General features: G+C 54.2%; 19 protein-coding genes. 6 read left to right on the top strand and 13 right to left on the bottom strand.

Annotated elements, in window-relative coordinates:
* Nucleotides 1–18: 18 nt before the first annotated feature.
* From hemW to J4614_RS14525, 5 genes are read right to left on the bottom strand one after another with little or no spacing between them, the layout of a single operon-like run.
* Nucleotides 19–1,155 carry a radical SAM family heme chaperone HemW gene (hemW, locus tag J4614_RS14545; RefSeq protein ID WP_001096532.1) on the bottom strand — a complete coding sequence of 379 codons (1,137 nt, stop codon included), beginning with the start codon at nt 1,153–1,155 and terminating at the stop codon, nt 19–21.
* Complete coding sequence (locus J4614_RS14540) at nt 1,148–1,741, bottom strand: XTP/dITP diphosphatase (protein WP_001174769.1); 594 nt, start codon at nt 1,739–1,741, stop codon at nt 1,148–1,150. The genes hemW and J4614_RS14540 overlap by 8 nt, the downstream gene beginning before the upstream one ends.
* A gap of 7 nt (nt 1,742–1,748) precedes the next feature.
* Entirely contained in the window at nt 1,749–2,039 is a 291-nt protein-coding gene (gene yggU / locus J4614_RS14535; RefSeq protein WP_001277205.1) for a DUF167 family protein YggU, read from the bottom strand.
* Nucleotides 2,036–2,602, bottom strand: coding sequence for a YggT family protein (locus J4614_RS14530; protein WP_001094848.1), 567 nt, complete (start codon nt 2,600–2,602; stop codon nt 2,036–2,038). Before J4614_RS14530 ends, yggU begins: the two co-directional genes overlap by 4 nt.
* An 18-nt stretch (nt 2,603–2,620) precedes the next feature.
* Complete coding sequence (locus tag J4614_RS14525) at nt 2,621–3,325, bottom strand: YggS family pyridoxal phosphate-dependent enzyme (RefSeq protein ID WP_000997790.1); 705 nt, start codon at nt 3,323–3,325, stop codon at nt 2,621–2,623.
* Between the two features lie 17 nt (nt 3,326–3,342).
* On the opposite strand from J4614_RS14525, the gene J4614_RS14520 reads away from it, so the two are divergent.
* Both J4614_RS14520 and J4614_RS14515 read left to right on the top strand, forming a co-directional pair.
* Nucleotides 3,343–4,323, top strand: a complete 981-nt coding sequence (locus tag J4614_RS14520; RefSeq protein WP_208293221.1) for a type IV pilus twitching motility protein PilT — start codon at nt 3,343–3,345, stop codon at nt 4,321–4,323.
* A gap of 131 nt (nt 4,324–4,454) precedes the next feature.
* On the top strand, nt 4,455–5,156 hold the full coding sequence (locus J4614_RS14515) for an IclR family transcriptional regulator (RefSeq protein WP_208293220.1): 702 nt from the start codon (nt 4,455–4,457) through the stop codon (nt 5,154–5,156).
* Nucleotides 5,157–5,187: 31 nt separating this feature from the next.
* On the opposite strand, the gene ruvX is transcribed toward J4614_RS14515, so the two are convergent.
* From ruvX to metK, 8 genes are all read right to left on the bottom strand, one after another.
* A complete protein-coding gene (gene ruvX / locus J4614_RS14510) occupies nt 5,188–5,604 on the bottom strand; it encodes a Holliday junction resolvase RuvX (protein WP_000017096.1) in 417 nt (138 codons plus the stop codon).
* The gene (locus tag J4614_RS14505; protein WP_001053167.1) at nt 5,604–6,167 is read right to left on the bottom strand and encodes a YqgE/AlgH family protein; all 564 of its coding nucleotides are present in this window, start codon (nt 6,165–6,167) and stop codon (nt 5,604–5,606) included. The genes ruvX and J4614_RS14505 overlap by 1 nt, the downstream gene beginning before the upstream one ends.
* Before the next feature lie 215 nt (nt 6,168–6,382).
* A complete protein-coding gene (gene gshB / locus J4614_RS14500; RefSeq protein ID WP_208293219.1) occupies nt 6,383–7,330 on the bottom strand; it encodes a glutathione synthase in 948 nt (315 codons plus the stop codon).
* A gap of 19 nt (nt 7,331–7,349) precedes the next feature.
* Nucleotides 7,350–8,081 (bottom strand): 16S rRNA (uracil(1498)-N(3))-methyltransferase, encoded by a 732-nt coding sequence (gene rsmE / locus J4614_RS14495; protein ID WP_001222488.1) that lies wholly within the window; start codon nt 8,079–8,081, stop codon nt 7,350–7,352.
* 77 nt (nt 8,082–8,158) lie between these two features.
* Nucleotides 8,159–8,866, bottom strand: coding sequence for a deoxyribonuclease I (gene endA / locus J4614_RS14490; RefSeq protein WP_000286123.1), 708 nt, complete (start codon nt 8,864–8,866; stop codon nt 8,159–8,161).
* A gap of 94 nt (nt 8,867–8,960) precedes the next feature.
* The gene (locus tag J4614_RS14485) at nt 8,961–9,458 is read right to left on the bottom strand and encodes a SprT family zinc-dependent metalloprotease (protein ID WP_000856775.1); all 498 of its coding nucleotides are present in this window, start codon (nt 9,456–9,458) and stop codon (nt 8,961–8,963) included.
* Nucleotides 9,459–9,536: 78 nt separating this feature from the next.
* Entirely contained in the window at nt 9,537–10,931 is a 1,395-nt protein-coding gene (galP, locus tag J4614_RS14480) for a galactose/proton symporter (protein WP_001113171.1), read from the bottom strand.
* 492 nt (nt 10,932–11,423) lie between these two features.
* Entirely contained in the window at nt 11,424–12,578 is a 1,155-nt protein-coding gene (gene metK, locus J4614_RS14475; protein ID WP_001062140.1) for a methionine adenosyltransferase, read from the bottom strand.
* Between the two features lie 55 nt (nt 12,579–12,633).
* Between metK and J4614_RS14470 the strand changes: the two genes are divergently transcribed.
* From J4614_RS14470 to speA, 4 genes are all read left to right on the top strand, one after another.
* Complete coding sequence (locus J4614_RS14470; protein ID WP_001540882.1) at nt 12,634–12,933, top strand: hypothetical protein; 300 nt, start codon at nt 12,634–12,636, stop codon at nt 12,931–12,933.
* A gap of 59 nt (nt 12,934–12,992) precedes the next feature.
* On the top strand, nt 12,993–13,142 hold the full coding sequence (locus J4614_RS22260) for a hypothetical protein (RefSeq protein ID WP_001751809.1): 150 nt from the start codon (nt 12,993–12,995) through the stop codon (nt 13,140–13,142).
* 85 nt (nt 13,143–13,227) lie between these two features.
* The gene (gene yqgB, locus J4614_RS14460; protein WP_000729109.1) at nt 13,228–13,359 is read left to right on the top strand and encodes an acid stress response protein YqgB; all 132 of its coding nucleotides are present in this window, start codon (nt 13,228–13,230) and stop codon (nt 13,357–13,359) included.
* 8 nt (nt 13,360–13,367) lie between these two features.
* On the top strand, nt 13,368–15,344 hold the full coding sequence (gene speA, locus J4614_RS14455; protein WP_001278580.1) for a biosynthetic arginine decarboxylase: 1,977 nt from the start codon (nt 13,368–13,370) through the stop codon (nt 15,342–15,344).
* Nucleotides 15,345–15,361: the final 17 nt, after the last annotated feature.

Here is a 15,361-nt window from a genome sequence, read left to right as displayed (position 1 = left end):
CTACAGGCTTATTCCTTGTTATTCCGCGAGAAACAACTCAAGAAGAGAGTTTAAAAACAGTTTACCGTGCCGGGTAATCTGCCAGTATTGCTCGCATTCGGTCAGGTAGCCCTGGGCAATAGCCTCGTCGATTGGCTGACGAATAACCGCTTCCGTAAGCCCGGTGTAGTCGACAAATTCGGCGCGAGGCGCGCGCTCCAGCAACCGAAAACGGTTCATAAAGAACTCAAAGGGTTTATCGTCATCACTCACGTCACGCTGGCTTTCCAGGTAACGTCCCTGCATATAACCGCGTGGGTGACGGGTTTTGGTGGTGCGCAGGATCCTGCCGCCCGGGAAGGTGACTTTACCGTGGGCGCCGCAGCCAATCCCCAGATAGTCGCCAAAGCGCCAGTAGTTCAGATTATGCTGGCACTGATAACCGGGTTTGGCATAGGCCGACGTTTCGTATTGCTGATAGCCCGCGGCGGTTAATAACTGGTGGCCCTGCTCAAAGATATCCCACAGTGCGTCATCGTCCGGTAAAACCGGCGGACGCGAACCGAACAGAGTGTTGGGTTCAATCGTCAATTGATACCATGAGAGATGCGGCGGATTAAGCGCAATCGCCTGTCGCAAATCATTCAGCGCCTCTTCCAGCGTTTGGTCCGGCAATCCATGCATCAAGTCGAGGTTAAAGCTGCGTAGCCCAAGCCCATTTGCCAGTCTTGCTGCCCGCATCGCCTCTTGTGGACCGTGAATACGGCCAAGACGTTTCAGCTTAGGCTCACTAAAGCTCTGCACGCCAATGGAGATCCGGTTTACGCCGGCGCGCTGATAGTCGATGAAGCGGTCGGCTTCGACCGTGCCGGGGTTCGCTTCCATGGTAATTTCCGCATCCGCCGCCAGATTCAGGCGCGCACGCACGCCGTCCAGCAGCGTTTGCATCGCCGGCCCGGAAAGCAGGCTTGGCGTACCGCCGCCAATAAAAATGGTCTTTACTTCACGCCCTTGCGCCCAGGCGACGTCGGCATCCAGATCGCTTAACAGATGCTGGACGTAGTCGTCATGCGGCACCTCGCCCTTCAACGCATGGGAATTGAAGTCGCAATATGGACATTTTTGTACACACCAGGGAATATGAATATAAAGACTGAGCGGCGGTAGTTTAGCCATTGCGTAACGCATCCAGCAGCAGCTTGAGCGCTTGTCCACGGTGGGAAATCGCGCTTTTTTCTTCACGGGTCAGTTCTGCGGCGGTTTTGCCTTCAGACGGTACGAAGAAAATGGGATCATAGCCAAATCCGCCATTTCCGGCCGCCTGGCGAGTAATGACGCCAGGCCAACTACCGTGACAGACTATCGGTGTGGGATCTTCGGCATGACGCAAATAAACCAGCACACAATGGAATCGCGCCTGGCGTTTGTCGTCCGGAACATCCCGTAGAGTATGCAGCAGTTTTTCCAGATTTTGCTGATCTGTCGCGTTTTCGCCAGAATAGCGCGCGGAATAGATACCCGGCGCGCCGCCTAAAACGTCAACGGCCAGACCGGAGTCATCGGCAATGGCGGGCAGACCGGTCATTTTGGCGGCATGGCGCGCTTTGAGAATCGCGTTTTCAATAAACGTCAGGCCGGTTTCTTCCGCGGAGTCAACGCCCAGTTCCGTTTGCGCTACCACATCAAGCCCAAAATCGCTTAACAGCGACGCGAGCTCGCGCACTTTACCGGCGTTGCCGGTTGCGAGAACAACTTTTTGCATGGAATACCTACTCAGTTAACGCCGCAATTTCCGGCGGGATCTGTTGCGGGTGAATAATTTTTACCTGTTTGTGACGGCCCAGCTCGCCTTTTTCGATGACGATCTGACTTTTCGCCACGCGAAACTGTTTACCGAGAAACTTGGTCAGATGGCTGTTTGCCTGACCATCAACCGGCGGGGCGGTAATGGCGACTTTCACCTCGTCGCCATGTAAGCCCACAATACTGTCGCGGCTGGCTTTCGGCTGAATATAAAGCCGTAACACCAGACCGTCTTCGCAGCGAGTCACAGCACTCATAACGCCATCCACAGCCCCGGCAGCAACATGTTGCCCGTCGCTTGTAAGACTTCAGCGATTCCCATATTAACGACATACAGCAGCAGCACCAGAACCATCGGCGAGAAGTCGATGCCGCCCATCGCAGGCAGTATACGGCGAATCGGGCTGAGCAGCGGCTCGGCAAGCTGAATCAATACATATTCAATCGGGCTACGACCCTGGCTCACCCAGCTCATGATAGCCATGACCAGCAGCACCCAGAAGATCAGCAGACCGATTGTTTTAAGTAAGATAAGCACCGCGGCAATCCAGATAATCGCCTGAAACGTAATGACCTTAAACAGCACTATCGCCTTAATAACGCTAAGAATAAACGCCACCAGCAGGGAAGCGCTGTCGATCGGCCCCATTGGCGGGATAATACGACGCAGCGGTCCGATGATGGGCTGCGTAATTTTCACCACGAACTGGGAGAAAGGGTTGTAAAAGTCACAGCGGGCCCACTGCATCCACACGCGCAATAATAGCACCATGGTATACAGCTCAATTACCGTTGAGAGCAGGAAGGTCAACGTATTCATGGCGTTCCTCAGTTTTCCTTAATTTTTTGTGTAATCACGAGCACCAAAGATAGCGGTGCCGATGCGCACCATTGTGCTACCTGCCGCAATCGCGGCTTCCATATCGTCGCTCATACCCAGAGATAAGGTATCAACGTCAGGGTAGCGCGCTTTCAGCCCGGCAAATGCTACAGCCATTTGACGTGCGACTTCAAACTGCCTTACATAATCTGACTCTGGGGCCGGGATCGCCATCAGTCCGCGAAGCCGCAGACGCGGCAGTGTAGCCACCGCCGCGGCCAGCTCATCCAGTTCCGCCAGCGGAATGCCTGATTTGCTGTTTTCATCGCTGATATTAATTTGGATCAGAACATTTAGCGCCGGCAGATTATCCGGACGCTGTTCGCTCAGCCGCGAGGCGATACGCAGGCGATCGATGGTATGACACCAGTCAAAATGCTCGGCCACCAGCCGACTTTTGTTGGACTGTAAAGGGCCAATAAAGTGCCAGTGCAGGCCTTCCACTTTCGCTTCCTGAAAGTGGCGGATTTTTTCCACCCCCTCTTGTACATAATTTTCACCAAATGCCCGTTGTCCGGCGGCAATGGCTTCTGCGATGTCGCTCGCAGGTTTGGTTTTACTCACTGCAAGCAACGTAACTTCTTCTGAAGAGCGGCCGCAACGCGTCGCCGCGGCGGAGATTTTGTCCCGGATGTGTGCCAGGTTATGCGCGATATCGTTCATTTTCCGAGGATGTTTATATGAATATGGAAGAAATTGTGACGCTTAGTGTAAAGCATAACGTCTCGGATCTACACCTGTGTAACGCCTGGCCTGCGCGATGGCGCAAACAAGGACGCATGGAGATCGCGCCTTTTACCGCGCCAGATGTCGACAAGCTTCTGCTTGATTGGCTTAATGACGCGCAACAATATCAGTGGCGAACGCACGGCCAGCTTGATTTCGCCGTCTCGCTGTCTGGCACGCGGCGCCTACGCGCCAGTGCGTTCACACATCAACAGGGAACGTCGCTGGCGCTACGGCTATTGCCCGAGCGTTGTCCTGATCTGGCGGAAATCCAGACGCCGCCGATAGTACCCGCACTGCTTGCCAGCGAGAACGGACTGATTCTGGTCACTGGCGCTACTGGCTGCGGGAAGTCCACCACGCTGGCGGCGATGGTGGGACATCTTAATCAACATGCCGATAAACACATCCTGACGCTGGAAGATCCTATTGAGTACCGTTACACCAGCAAGCGTTGCCTGATACAGCAGCGGGAAATCGGCCAGCATTGCGCCACTTTTGCCGCCGGGCTGCGCGCGGCGTTGCGTGAAGATCCCGATGTCATTTTGCTGGGAGAGCTGCGTGACAGCGAGACCATTCGCCTGGCGCTGACGGCGGCGGAAACGGGGCATCTGGTACTGGCAACCCTGCATACTCGCGGTGCGGCGCAGGCGGTGGAAAGATTAGTGGATAGTTTTCCGGCGCAGGAAAAAGAACCGGTACGCAGTCAACTGGCGGGTAGTCTGCGCGCTGTACTATCGCAAAAACTGGAGGTCGACAGGCAGGAGGGGCGCGTGGCGTTGTTTGAATTACTGATTAATACGCCAGCCACAGGGAATTTGATCCGTGAAGGCAAACTCCATCAGTTGGCCCACGTGATACAAACCGGGCAGCAGCAGGGGATGATGACATTCGCCCAGAGCGCGCAATGGCGTCAGGCGCAGGGACGGCTGTAGCGAACATGGCGGCGTAGGGGCGTTGTAAAGTGTTGACTGGCGCGGTGGATTGAACGGTATACAGGCTTGTATCCTGGCGAACCGGCGTTAAAATCGCAGCTTTGTTAAAACCACAGCGAAGCCATTTAACGATGTCATCACAACCGAATCAAAGCCTGATAGATGGCATTCGCTGTCTGCAATATCTGGTTTCCAGCGACCGTGCTATCGGATGTCGCGAGCTTGCCCGGCTGATGGATATTAATACCACGCGCGTTAATCGCCTGTTAATGACGATGGCCTCTATTGGACTCACGATGCAGGATGAGCACCGACGCTATTTACCCGGGCCAGGCATTCATGCTTTGGCGGTGCAGGCGATTCGCGGTTCAGCGCTGTTCTCCCATGCGTTGCCTATCCTTGAGCGCCATGCGCCCAAAGACATCGTGGTGGCATTAGGCGTGCTATGGGAGGACCAGATTATCTATATTTATCACTCTACGCCGGGGTCGCAGGGAAGTCAGGCGCTGGCGGGGTTTCGCATGTGCCCGGCCTGGCAGTCGGTACCAGGGGTAGCGTTACTGGCGGCAGAAAGCGATGAGGCGCTAATGCAGCGCTTTACTCCGGAGCAGTGGCGTAATCTGGCGCCGCATGTGGCGCAGCAGCGCCAGCGGGGATACGTGCTGTGGCATCACGCTGATGGTGAAGTTTCTATGGCGCAACCGCTAGGCAAGCACGCCGCAGCGCTGGCCTTTGCGGGAATGTGGCGGATTGATGAGGCGGAGGCGGCTGCGCGTTTACAGGCGTTGAAGGCATTAAACCAGCGTATTGCCCAGCAAGCCTGGCAACCGTGACCGCGTTATCCGCCTGCTGACAAAAACGGCTTTAATACCCCTGTTCAAAATAGCTTTCGAGGATAATCACGGCGGAGGCCGAGTCCACTTTGCCTTTGTTCAGCGCGCGATACCCACCTCGTTCAAACAGACCGGAGCGTGCTTCAACGGTGCTGAGTCGTTCATCGTGCAGCGTGACAGTTACCCCGAAACGCCCATGAATACGGTTGGCGAATTTACGGGCGCGCGCCGTCAGCGGCTGTTCAGTGCCATCCATATTGAGCGGTAGCCCGACAATAATTTCGTCCGGCTGCCACTCTTTCAGCAAACGTTCAATGAGCGTCCAGTCGGGCGTGCCGTCCTGTGCTTTGATTGCCGGAAGCGGACGGGCGGTGCCGGTAATGCGTTGTCCTATTGCAACGCCGATGCTTTTTGTGCCGAAGTCAAAGGCCAGTAAGGTGCCGCTCATCAGGCGTGCCCCGCAACGCCAGGCATGGTCAGAATATCAATGCCAATAAGTTTTGCCGCTTCGCGCCAGCGCTCGGCAATGGGCGTTTTGAACAAAATATTGAGATCGGCGGGCGCGGTAAGCCAGGCGTTATCAAGCAGCTCTTGTTCAAGCTGGCCTTTATCCCAGGAGGCGTAGCCCAGCGCGACCAGCACATCGGAAGGCTGTTGTTGGGTACCTAACGTTTCCAGCACATCGCGGGAGGTGGTAATCACGGTATTGTCTGAGATACGAATGCTGGAGGCGAAACGTGACGGCGGAGTATGGAGAATAAATCCGCGATCTTCCGCCAGCGGGCCGCCGAGCATCACGGCTTTATCAAGACGAATTGCCGAATCGCGCGGTTCCGGCGTAATTTTTAGTTTTTCCAGAATCCCTTCAATTTGCAGATTTTCCAAAGGCTTATTAATAATAATCCCCATAGCGCCGTCCTGGTTGTGCTCGCAAATATACACCACGGAACGGCGGAAAATCGGGTCCTGGAGCGCAGGCATGGCAATAAGAAAGTGATGCTGTAAATTCATTGTCAGAGGTTCTGTTTCCTGGTTCAAAAAAACGACAGCGTTCAGTATGTGGGGAAAGCGGACGGTTGTCACTCATATAAGCCGTCTTTTGCCAAAGGACGGCTGCCTTATCGGGCAATTGATTGCCGGATGGCGATGCTGATGCGCCGCCTTATCCGACCGGGGCGGCGTGATTGCTCAGGCCCGGTAAGCGCACGCCACCGGGCAATAAACGTTTACTTCGCCAGACGCGCTTCGATGGCGTCCATCAACATCCCGGTGATAGAGATCGGATATTCCGCTTCAATTTCACGCACGCAGGTTGGGCTGGTCACGTTAATTTCCGTTAAGCGGTCGCCGATAATATCCAGACCGACGAAAATAAGCCCTTTGGCTTTAAGCGTCGGCCCAACGCGGCGGGCGATTTCCCAGTCGCTTTCGCTCAACGGACGGGGTTCGCCGCGACCACCAGCCGCCAGGTTGCCGCGGGTTTCGCCGCCCTGCGGAATACGCGCCAGGCAGTAAGGCACCGGCTCGCCGTCGACGACCAGTACGCGCTTATCGCCATCTTTGATCGCGGGCAAATAGTTCTGCGCCATGCAGTAGCGGTTGCCCAGCTCGGTCAGCGTTTCGGCAATAACGCCTAGGTTAGGATCGCCTTCCTTAACGCGGAAAATGGACGCGCCGCCCATACCGTCCAGCGGTTTCATAATGATATCGCCGTGCTTTTCCCAAAACGCTTTGAGCTGCGCTTTATTGCGCGTTACCAGCGTTTCCGGGGTCAGGTCGGAAAACCAGGCGGTATACAGTTTTTCATTACAGTCGCGCAGGCTTTGCGGTTTGTTGACGATCAGCGTCCCTTTCTCTTCAGCGCGTTCCAGAATATAGGTCGCATAAATAAACTCGGTATCAAACGGCGGATCTTTGCGCATCAAAATGACGTCCAGATCGGCGAGTTTAATCTCCTGCTCGCTGCCGAACTCGTACCATTTATCGTAATTTTGCTCCACGCTCAACGTTCGCGTGCGGGCGCGGGCTTCGCCGTTAATCAGATAAAGGTCGGCCATCTCCATATAATGAAGTTCATAACCACGACGTTGGGCTTCCAGCAGCATAGCGAAACTGGTGTCTTTCTTGATGTTGATGTGTGCGATGGGGTCCATCACGATGCCGAGCTTGATCATTATTTTCTCCGTTAACGCTTCATCCTAAGTCGCCAAAACGCACCTGTAGCGCGGTAATGGCGGTGAGCGCGGTTGTCTCAGTACGCAGAACGCGAGGTCCTAACAGAATATCAGTAAACTGATAGCGCGCGGTCATCGCGATTTCGTCCGCCGACAGCCCGCCTTCCGGGCCGATCAGCAGTCGGACGCGTTCAACCGGCAGAGGCAGAGTGTTGATGCTGGCATGGGCGCGCGGATGAAGATTGAGCTTCAGCCCGGAATCTTGCTCGGCGCACCAGGCTTCCAGCGCCATCGGCGGGCGAATTTCCGGCACCCGGTTACGCCCGCATTGTTCGCAGGCGGCGATGGCGATCTTTTGCCACTGCTGGCGCTTTTTGTTCAGACGTTCATTATCCAGTTTAACGCCGCAGCGCTCAGAGAACAGTGGCGTAATGAGGCTTACGCCCAGTTCGATCGATTTCTGGATAGTAAATTCCATTTTTTCACCGCGCGACATCACCTGGCCCAGATGGATATGCAGCGGCGATTCACGATCGTCGATTTCGCCTTTCATCACTTGCACTTCAACGCTTTTCTTACTGGCGCTAATGATTTCAGCATCGAATACCTGATTACTGCCGTCAAACAGCTGTAACGCTTGTCCCGGTCCCATGCGCAGTACACGACCAATATGGTTGGCCGCATCTTCGCATAACGAAATCTGCGTACCGGACGTCAACAATTCAGGGTGATAAATGCGGGGAATACGCATAATAAAAAAAATCCGCGTCATGGCCCCGGCGTTTGGCTATCCAGGGCATGGGTTAACAAGAATCCCGCTAGTGTAGGTTAGCTCTTTCGCGCCTGGCAAGCGCGTTGCACATAGGGATTATGATTACCCTGGACCTTCGCGATACGCGCATCGCGCTCGCACTCCCAGGCGGTAACGGGGTACTGCTTATCCCAGACGTTAAAAAGCTGCGTTTGTTGGCGGGAAAGTTTCAGTTGGTATTGGTCGCGCATATAAAAATAAGTGCGGGCGATTGCGCCACGGGCGCGGGCGGGCGGCTCGGCGATTTTCGCTTTAAAATCCACTTTCATGGCGCATTGCCCGTACTGGCCTTCGCCGCCGTTCCACTGGCTATACATAAAGTTGCCGCGATCGCCATTCACTTCGCCAATGGCGGGCTGCAGGTTATGCATATCGCTTTCCATTTTGCGGTAGACCGGATCTTTAGCGCAGTTTTTTCGCCCGCCGTCCTGCCAGCACTGGCGCTGATGACCGAATTGCCAGGCGGGGACAACGTGCTCCCACTCAATGCGTCTGGCGCGATTCTCGTTTTTACGCACCTTATAGCCGCAGGACTCCAGGTCTACGACGCCTTTTTTACCCTGCCAGCGGATTTGGCACCCGCAGTAAAAGCTGCCGGGCGCGTCAGCATTGACTTTGACGCTCGCCGCTTTGGCCTGAGAAAAATTGTTAATGCCATCGGCCAGGGCCTGGCCTGAAAACGCTGCGGCCAGCAACGCAGCGGCAAAAGAAAAATTACGGTACATTGCACACTCCATAGCAAAACGAGCCCGCAACGTAACGAAAGTTGTGTCTGTATGCAATCAGTCCGCTCAGGAAAGTTCCCGGACGTTTCGGGAACTACCCGGCGACCAGTGGTTCGCCGCAGTGAACGCAACGATAAACCGCTTCGCCGCGTACTACCCGATTATGACGGCGGACGGTGAGTTGATGTTGCTGGCATTGGCAATGGTAGGGAAAGGTATTGCGCCGTACGGATTGCAGCGCAAATTGATGAGTACGTCTGGCCGGAACGCCCAGCACGCTTTCCATCATCCACTTCCATTCCTTGCCATGCGGAGCCTTGCGTCCGAAGTGCTTCCACACCAACAGATGCGCCAGTTCATGCGGCACGACCTCTGCAATAAAGGTGTCGATGTTTTCCAGCAGTAACACCGGGTTGAGGCGGATTTCGTAGCTCTCCAGCCAGGCGGTGCCCGCCGAGGTGCCGCGTTGCGTATACACCAGTTTCGGCTCCGGATAATGTCTATCGAGCTTGAGGTTCGCCTGGGCGAGATTTTCCCGCAGACGGCGCATCACGGCCTGCTGGATAGCGATAGGGAGACGAGGGGTTTTCATAGCGGCAGAGAATAGTGCGACGGAAGAGGGACTGCAAGAAAAACGCTTCCTCCTGTGGCAGGAGGAAGCGTGGAGGGATTAGTCGTGGGCGCCGATTTCGCGCAGTTTACGACCTTTCATCAGGTTACGTTCAATGTGTTCCAGCGAAACGTGTTTGGTTTCCGGCACCAGCCACAGGGTCAGCAGGATAAACAGCACGTTCAGGCCAGCGTAGACCCAGAAGGTGTTGGCGTTACCCAGATTGTTCAGCATGGTCAGGAACGTTGCGCCGACGATCATATTGGCGATCCAGTTGGTCGCGGTGGAGCAGGTGATGCCGAAATCGCGGCCTTTCAGCGGCTGGATTTCGGAGCACAGTACCCAAATCAGCGGACCAGCGCTCATCGCAAATCCAATGATGAACATCAGCAGCATAGCGATAGCGAAGTATTGCGCAGACGGCGAATGGATGCCGATGTGCATCATCGTACCCAGAATCCCCATACCAATCGCCATGACCAGGAAGCCCAGCGTCAGGGTAGGTTTGCGACCCCAGCGGTCAACCAGGCCGATAGCGATGAAGGTTGCCAGGACGTTAGTCAGACCAACAATAACGGTGCCCCACATCTGCTCCGTAGTATTCGTGTACCCCGCCAGTTCGAAGATTTTCGGCGCGTAATACATGATGACATTCATCCCGGTAAATTGCTGCATTACCTGCAACAAAATGCCAAGAAACACGGCGCGGCGGAAGTTGCTGTTCTCTTTGAACAGCGCCCAACCGCTCTGTTTAACCTGCAAACTTTCGCGAATTTCATCGAGCTCACGTTTTGCTTCCGCACTGGTGTCACGCAGACGCAACAGGACGCGTTCAGCATCATGGAAACGGCGTTTCGCCGCAAACCAGCGCGGGCTGTCCGGCAGGAAGAAGACGCCGATCAGCAGCAGAATGGCTGGGATGATGATCACGCCGAGCATCCAGCGCCATGCGCCGCTGTAGCTGAACGCGGTATCGGACAGATAAGCGCCCAGAATCCCGATGGTGATCATGAGTTGGTACATTGAGATCATACTGCCGCGAATTTTTTCCGGCGCGATCTCGGACAGGTATAACGGTGCGGTGTAGGAAGCGACGCCGACGGCCAGACCCAGCAGCACGCGAGAAATAATCAGGACTTCAACGTTAGGCGCCGCAGCGGAGAACAGCGAACCGGCGACGAACAGGATAGCGCCGATCATCAGGCTTTTTTTACGACCCAGCTTAAAGGAGAGCCAGCCGCTGCCGACAGCGCCGACGGCCGCGCCAAACATCATGGAGCTGACCACCCATTCCTGAGTGTGTGCGGTAATCTGAAACTCGTCGGTAATGAAGGGTAAAGCACCGGCGATAACGCCGATATCCAGGCCAAAAAGTAATCCTGCCAGGGCTGCAAGAAAGCAGACAAAAAATGTCATGGCCTTGTTGGAACGCCCTTGTTTTTTATTGTCAGGCATTATGCCCTCCGGTTGGGTTAGCAATTTTATCGATGTTAAGAGTAGGTGAGTACGCCGTAAAAAGATGTGAGGCTAATCACAATGGTGTAATCGTTTACACTACTATTTATCTCGGTGATTATTTAATTATCTGAAAAATAATAGTTTTAATAATCTTATAACTATATCAATCGCCTGGTATTCAGACAAAGTTGAAAAATTATGTAATATTTTCATCGCAGAATTAGCATACCGATAGTGATGCGGTCAGTTCTTAATGAAAATGAATGTAACCGCTTTCATGATGACTGAAACTGAATGATAAAAAGTGTAGTCGAAGAAACGAAAGGGGAGAGTGGATTGTGCTGCGCATCACAAAAAGGTCAGTATAAATACACGCTGGAACATCTGATAACGTTGCGTGTATCAGCAATGATAAAGGCCAGCAGGGCGCTGGCCTTGATAAGTACGGTATGGTTTACCTGACTGAAAAACAGCGTCAGGTGCGGGCGATTATTTCAGACCGGCAGCATCGCGCAGCAGTTGCGCTTTGTCGGTTTTTTCCCATGGGAAGTTTTCGCGACCGAAGTGGCCGTAAGCCGCAGTTTCTTTGTAGATCGGGTGCAGCAGATCCAGCATCTGAATCAAGCCGTACGGGCGCAGGTCGAAGAATTCGCGTACCAGCAGAATCAACTGTTCAGCAGGCACTTTTTCAGTACCGAACGTTTCCACCATGATGGACGTCGGCTCCGCTACACCGATAGCGTAGGAGACCTGGATTTCACAGCGATCCGCCAGACCTGCCGCCACGATGTTTTTCGCGACATAACGCGCAGCGTAAGCTGCAGAACGGTCAACTTTAGACGGATCTTTACCGGAGAAGGCGCCGCCGCCGTGACGCGCCATACCGCCGTAGGTATCAACGATGATCTTACGACCGGTCAGACCGCAATCGCCCATCGGGCCGCCGATAACAAAACGCCCGGTTGGGTTGATAAAAAACTTAGTGGACGTATTTAACCATTCAGACGGCAGAATGGGTTTGATGATCTCTTCCATCACCGCTTCTTGCAGCGATTTTTGGTCGATATCTTCTGCGTGCTGCGTAGAGAGAACCACGGCGTCGATACCGACGATTTTGCCGTCGTCATACTGGAAAGTGACCTGGCTTTTTGCATCCGGACGCAACCATGGCAGGGTGCCATTTTTACGCACTTCAGCCTGACGCTGTACCAGACGGTGCGCGTAGGTGATTGGCGCAGGCATCAGTACGTCGGTTTCATTTGTCGCGTAGCCAAACATCAGGCCCTGGTCGCCCGCGCCTTGTTCCAGCGGGTCTGCGCGGTCAACGCCCTGGTTGATATCCGGAGACTGTTTGCCAATTGCGCTCAGTACCGCGCAAGAGTTGGCGTCAAAGCCCATGTCGGAATGCACATAGCCAATTTCGCGCACCGTATTACGGGTAATCTCTTCGATATCGACCCAGGCGCTGGTGGTGATCTCACCGCCAACTAAAACCATGCCGGTTTTAACGTAGGTTTCACAGGCGACGCGTGCTTTCGGATCCTGTTGCAGGATAGCGTCCAACACGGCATCAGAGATTTGGTCTGCGATTTTGTCAGGATGCCCTTCTGATACGGACTCAGACGTAAAAAGGTGTTTTGCCATATTTAATTTCACCTAAGGAGAATTTAGTTAGCTCAAACTGTTGTGCGGAATAGTCATGACAGAAGATTCTACCATGAGTCTGAAGGTCGCTGACACTGGCAGTCTGAGTGTTAATCAGTATGGATGGATTAACATCTGGACGGCTATTTTAGGTCACTTCTTCGCCCAATTTCCAGCTTTTTTTGAAGGCCGTCGCAATGTCGGTCAAAATCAGGCGGTAAACGTTTCTGATAATGCTGACATTATGCGCATTTATGCTTTGCTTTTTTTCTGCGTTCTGGGTATAAAACGCGACGCGCGGCTCATACAAAAGCACACGACGTTTTCTTCGTGTCGCCACTTCCAGCCGGGTTAAAACGTTGCTTTGGCTTGTGGGTTCGTCTTACGAGGCGGCCGTGGAGGTGATACGAGATAATGAACCGTTGTATTCTGCTGAATCTGTCGCATCGTTCTGGTGCGCGCATGTCCCCCGCAATCTGCATCTCTGCTTTGCATACCTGCCGATGTTATACCCATCTCGGCGCTTCTCAGGATTCCAGAGCCGGCAATGGCGCTGAAGACTGAACAAGGGCGCTCTTGTTAACGCAAGAGTTTTCTCGTGGTTTCGCCGAACCGTTATCTGTGAGTTCGGTTACGTGTTTACAATGATATGAAAAAGAAACCGGTCGCGCAGGCGGAGCATCAGCGCTATCTGCTGGAAAATCCGCTTGTCTATGGGTTGTTATCGCGTCTTCGGATTGCGATAGTAGTCAACTGTTTTACACTTGCTAATAAAAATTGAGGTTCGCTATGTCTGACGACATGTCTATGGGTTCGCCTTCGTCAGCAGGCGAACAGGGTGTACTACGCTCCATGCAGGAGGTTGCAATGAGCTCCCAGGAAGCCAGCAAGATGCTGCGCACTTACAATATTGCCTGGTGGGGCAATAACTACTACGACGTCAACGAGCTGGGCCATATTAGCGTATGCCCCGATCCCGACGTACCGGAAGCGCGTGTCGATCTTGCCAAACTGGTGAAAGCGCGCGAAGCGCAAGGTCAGCGTTTGCCGGCGCTGTTTTGCTTCCCGCAGATCCTGCAACACCGTTTGCGTTCAATTAACGCGGCGTTTAAGCGTGCGCGTGAATCTTACGGTTATAACGGCGACTACTTCCTCGTTTATCCGATTAAGGTCAATCAGCATCGCCGCGTGATCGAGTCCCTTATCCATTCCGGTGAACCGTTGGGGCTGGAAGCGGGGTCGAAAGCGGAATTGATGGCGGTGCTGGCGCATGCCGGCATGACCCGTAGCGTGATCGTCTGTAATGGTTATAAAGACCGTGAATACATTCGGCTGGCGCTGATTGGCGAGAAGATGGGCCATAAGGTTTATCTGGTCATCGAAAAGATGTCTGAAATCGCGATTGTGCTGGAAGAGGCCGAGCGCCTGAACGTGGTTCCTCGCCTGGGCGTGCGTGCGCGTCTGGCCTCTCAGGGATCCGGTAAGTGGCAATCCTCCGGCGGCGAAAAATCAAAATTCGGCCTAGCGGCGACGCAGGTGCTGCAACTGGTGGAGACCCTGCGTGACGCCGGGCGCCTGGACAGTTTGCAACTGTTGCACTTCCACCTGGGATCGCAGATGGCGAACATTCGCGATATCGCGACCGGCGTGCGCGAGTCCGCGCGTTTCTATGTTGAGCTGCATAAGCTGGGCGTGAATATCCAGTGCTTCGACGTGGGCGGCGGTCTGGGCGTGGATTATGAAGGTACCCGCTCGCAGTCCGACTGTTCGGTGAACTATGGCCTGAACGAATATGCCAATAACATCATCTGGGCGATTGGCGATGCCTGCGAAGAGCATGGTTTACCGCATCCGACGGTGATTACCGAGTCTGGCCGCGCCGTCACTGCGCACCATACGGTACTGGTCTCTAACATTATCGGCGTGGAGCGTAACGAATACACGGATCCGACTGCCCCTGCTGAAGATGCGCCGCGCGCGCTGCAAAATCTCTGGGAAACCTGGCAGGAGATGCATAAGCCTGGCACCCGCCGCTCGCTGCGTGAATGGCTGCATGATAGCCAAATGGATCTGCACGATATTCATATCGGCTACTCTTCCGGCGCGTTTAGTTTGCAGGAGCGCGCCTGGGCGGAGCAACTTTATCTCAGCATGTGCCATGAAGTGCAGAAGCAACTGGACCCGCAAAACCGTGCGCATCGTCCGATTATCGACGAACTGCAAGAGCGAATGGCGGACAAAATGTACGTCAACTTCTCGCTGTTCCAGTCAATGCCGGACGCGTGGGGAATCGATCAGCTCTTCCCGGTACTGCCGCTGGAAGGGTTAGATCAGGTACCGGAACGTCGTGCCGTGCTGCTGGATATTACTTGTGATTCCGATGGCGCTATTGACCACTATATCGATGGCGACGGTATCGCCACGACGATGCCGATGCCGGAATACGATCCAGAGAATCCGCCGATGCTCGGCTTCTTTATGGTCGGCGCTTATCAGGAGATCCTCGGTAACATGCACAACCTGTTTGGCGATACTGAAGCGGTTGACGTGTTTGTCTTCCCGGATGGTAGCGTCGAGGTTGAGCTGTCGGACGAAGGCGATACCGTTGCGGATATGCTGCAATATGTGCAACTGGATCCGAAAACGCTGTTAACGCATTTCCGCGACCAGGTAAAACAGACGGATCTGGACGATGCGTTGCAGCAGCAGTTCCTTGAGGAATTTGAAGCGGGACTGTACGGTTATACTTATCTTGAAGATGAGTAGCCGTTGATGCCCGGTGG

Origin of the sequence: Salmonella sp. 32031103-2018-00083-FB-01-SM-01, from assembly GCF_017571995.1 — a bacterium.
Classification (GTDB): Bacteria; Pseudomonadota; Gammaproteobacteria; order Enterobacterales; family Enterobacteriaceae; genus Salmonella; species Salmonella enterica.
The sequence above is the reverse complement of the archived record's forward strand: the minus strand, read 5'-3'. Positions and strand labels throughout refer to the sequence as shown.

What these genes read in the sequence shown, in the direction of transcription:
- hemW (WP_001096532.1), bottom strand. Translation starts at nt 1,155, where the DNA reads ATGGCTAAACTACCGCCGCTCAGTCTTTATATTCATATTCCCTGGTGT.
- J4614_RS14540 (WP_001174769.1), bottom strand. Translation starts at nt 1,741, where the DNA reads ATGCAAAAAGTTGTTCTCGCAACCGGCAACGCCGGTAAAGTGCGCGAG.
- yggU (WP_001277205.1), bottom strand. Translation starts at nt 2,039, where the DNA reads ATGAGTGCTGTGACTCGCTGCGAAGACGGTCTGGTGTTACGGCTTTAT.
- J4614_RS14530 (WP_001094848.1), bottom strand. Translation starts at nt 2,602, where the DNA reads ATGAATACGTTGACCTTCCTGCTCTCAACGGTAATTGAGCTGTATACC.
- J4614_RS14525 (WP_000997790.1), bottom strand. Translation starts at nt 3,325, where the DNA reads ATGAACGATATCGCGCATAACCTGGCACACATCCGGGACAAAATCTCC.
- J4614_RS14520 (WP_208293221.1), top strand. Translation starts at nt 3,343, where the DNA reads ATGAATATGGAAGAAATTGTGACGCTTAGTGTAAAGCATAACGTCTCG.
- J4614_RS14515 (WP_208293220.1), top strand. Translation starts at nt 4,455, where the DNA reads ATGTCATCACAACCGAATCAAAGCCTGATAGATGGCATTCGCTGTCTG.
- ruvX (WP_000017096.1), bottom strand. Translation starts at nt 5,604, where the DNA reads ATGAGCGGCACCTTACTGGCCTTTGACTTCGGCACAAAAAGCATCGGC.
- J4614_RS14505 (WP_001053167.1), bottom strand. Translation starts at nt 6,167, where the DNA reads ATGAATTTACAGCATCACTTTCTTATTGCCATGCCTGCGCTCCAGGAC.
- gshB (WP_208293219.1), bottom strand. Translation starts at nt 7,330, where the DNA reads ATGATCAAGCTCGGCATCGTGATGGACCCCATCGCACACATCAACATC.
- rsmE (WP_001222488.1), bottom strand. Translation starts at nt 8,081, where the DNA reads ATGCGTATTCCCCGCATTTATCACCCTGAATTGTTGACGTCCGGTACG.
- endA (WP_000286123.1), bottom strand. Translation starts at nt 8,866, where the DNA reads ATGTACCGTAATTTTTCTTTTGCCGCTGCGTTGCTGGCCGCAGCGTTT.
- J4614_RS14485 (WP_000856775.1), bottom strand. Translation starts at nt 9,458, where the DNA reads ATGAAAACCCCTCGTCTCCCTATCGCTATCCAGCAGGCCGTGATGCGC.
- galP (WP_001113171.1), bottom strand. Translation starts at nt 10,931, where the DNA reads ATGCCTGACAATAAAAAACAAGGGCGTTCCAACAAGGCCATGACATTT.
- metK (WP_001062140.1), bottom strand. Translation starts at nt 12,578, where the DNA reads ATGGCAAAACACCTTTTTACGTCTGAGTCCGTATCAGAAGGGCATCCT.
- J4614_RS14470 (WP_001540882.1), top strand. Translation starts at nt 12,634, where the DNA reads ATGACAGAAGATTCTACCATGAGTCTGAAGGTCGCTGACACTGGCAGT.
- J4614_RS22260 (WP_001751809.1), top strand. Translation starts at nt 12,993, where the DNA reads ATGAACCGTTGTATTCTGCTGAATCTGTCGCATCGTTCTGGTGCGCGC.
- yqgB (WP_000729109.1), top strand. Translation starts at nt 13,228, where the DNA reads ATGAAAAAGAAACCGGTCGCGCAGGCGGAGCATCAGCGCTATCTGCTG.
- speA (WP_001278580.1), top strand. Translation starts at nt 13,368, where the DNA reads ATGTCTGACGACATGTCTATGGGTTCGCCTTCGTCAGCAGGCGAACAG.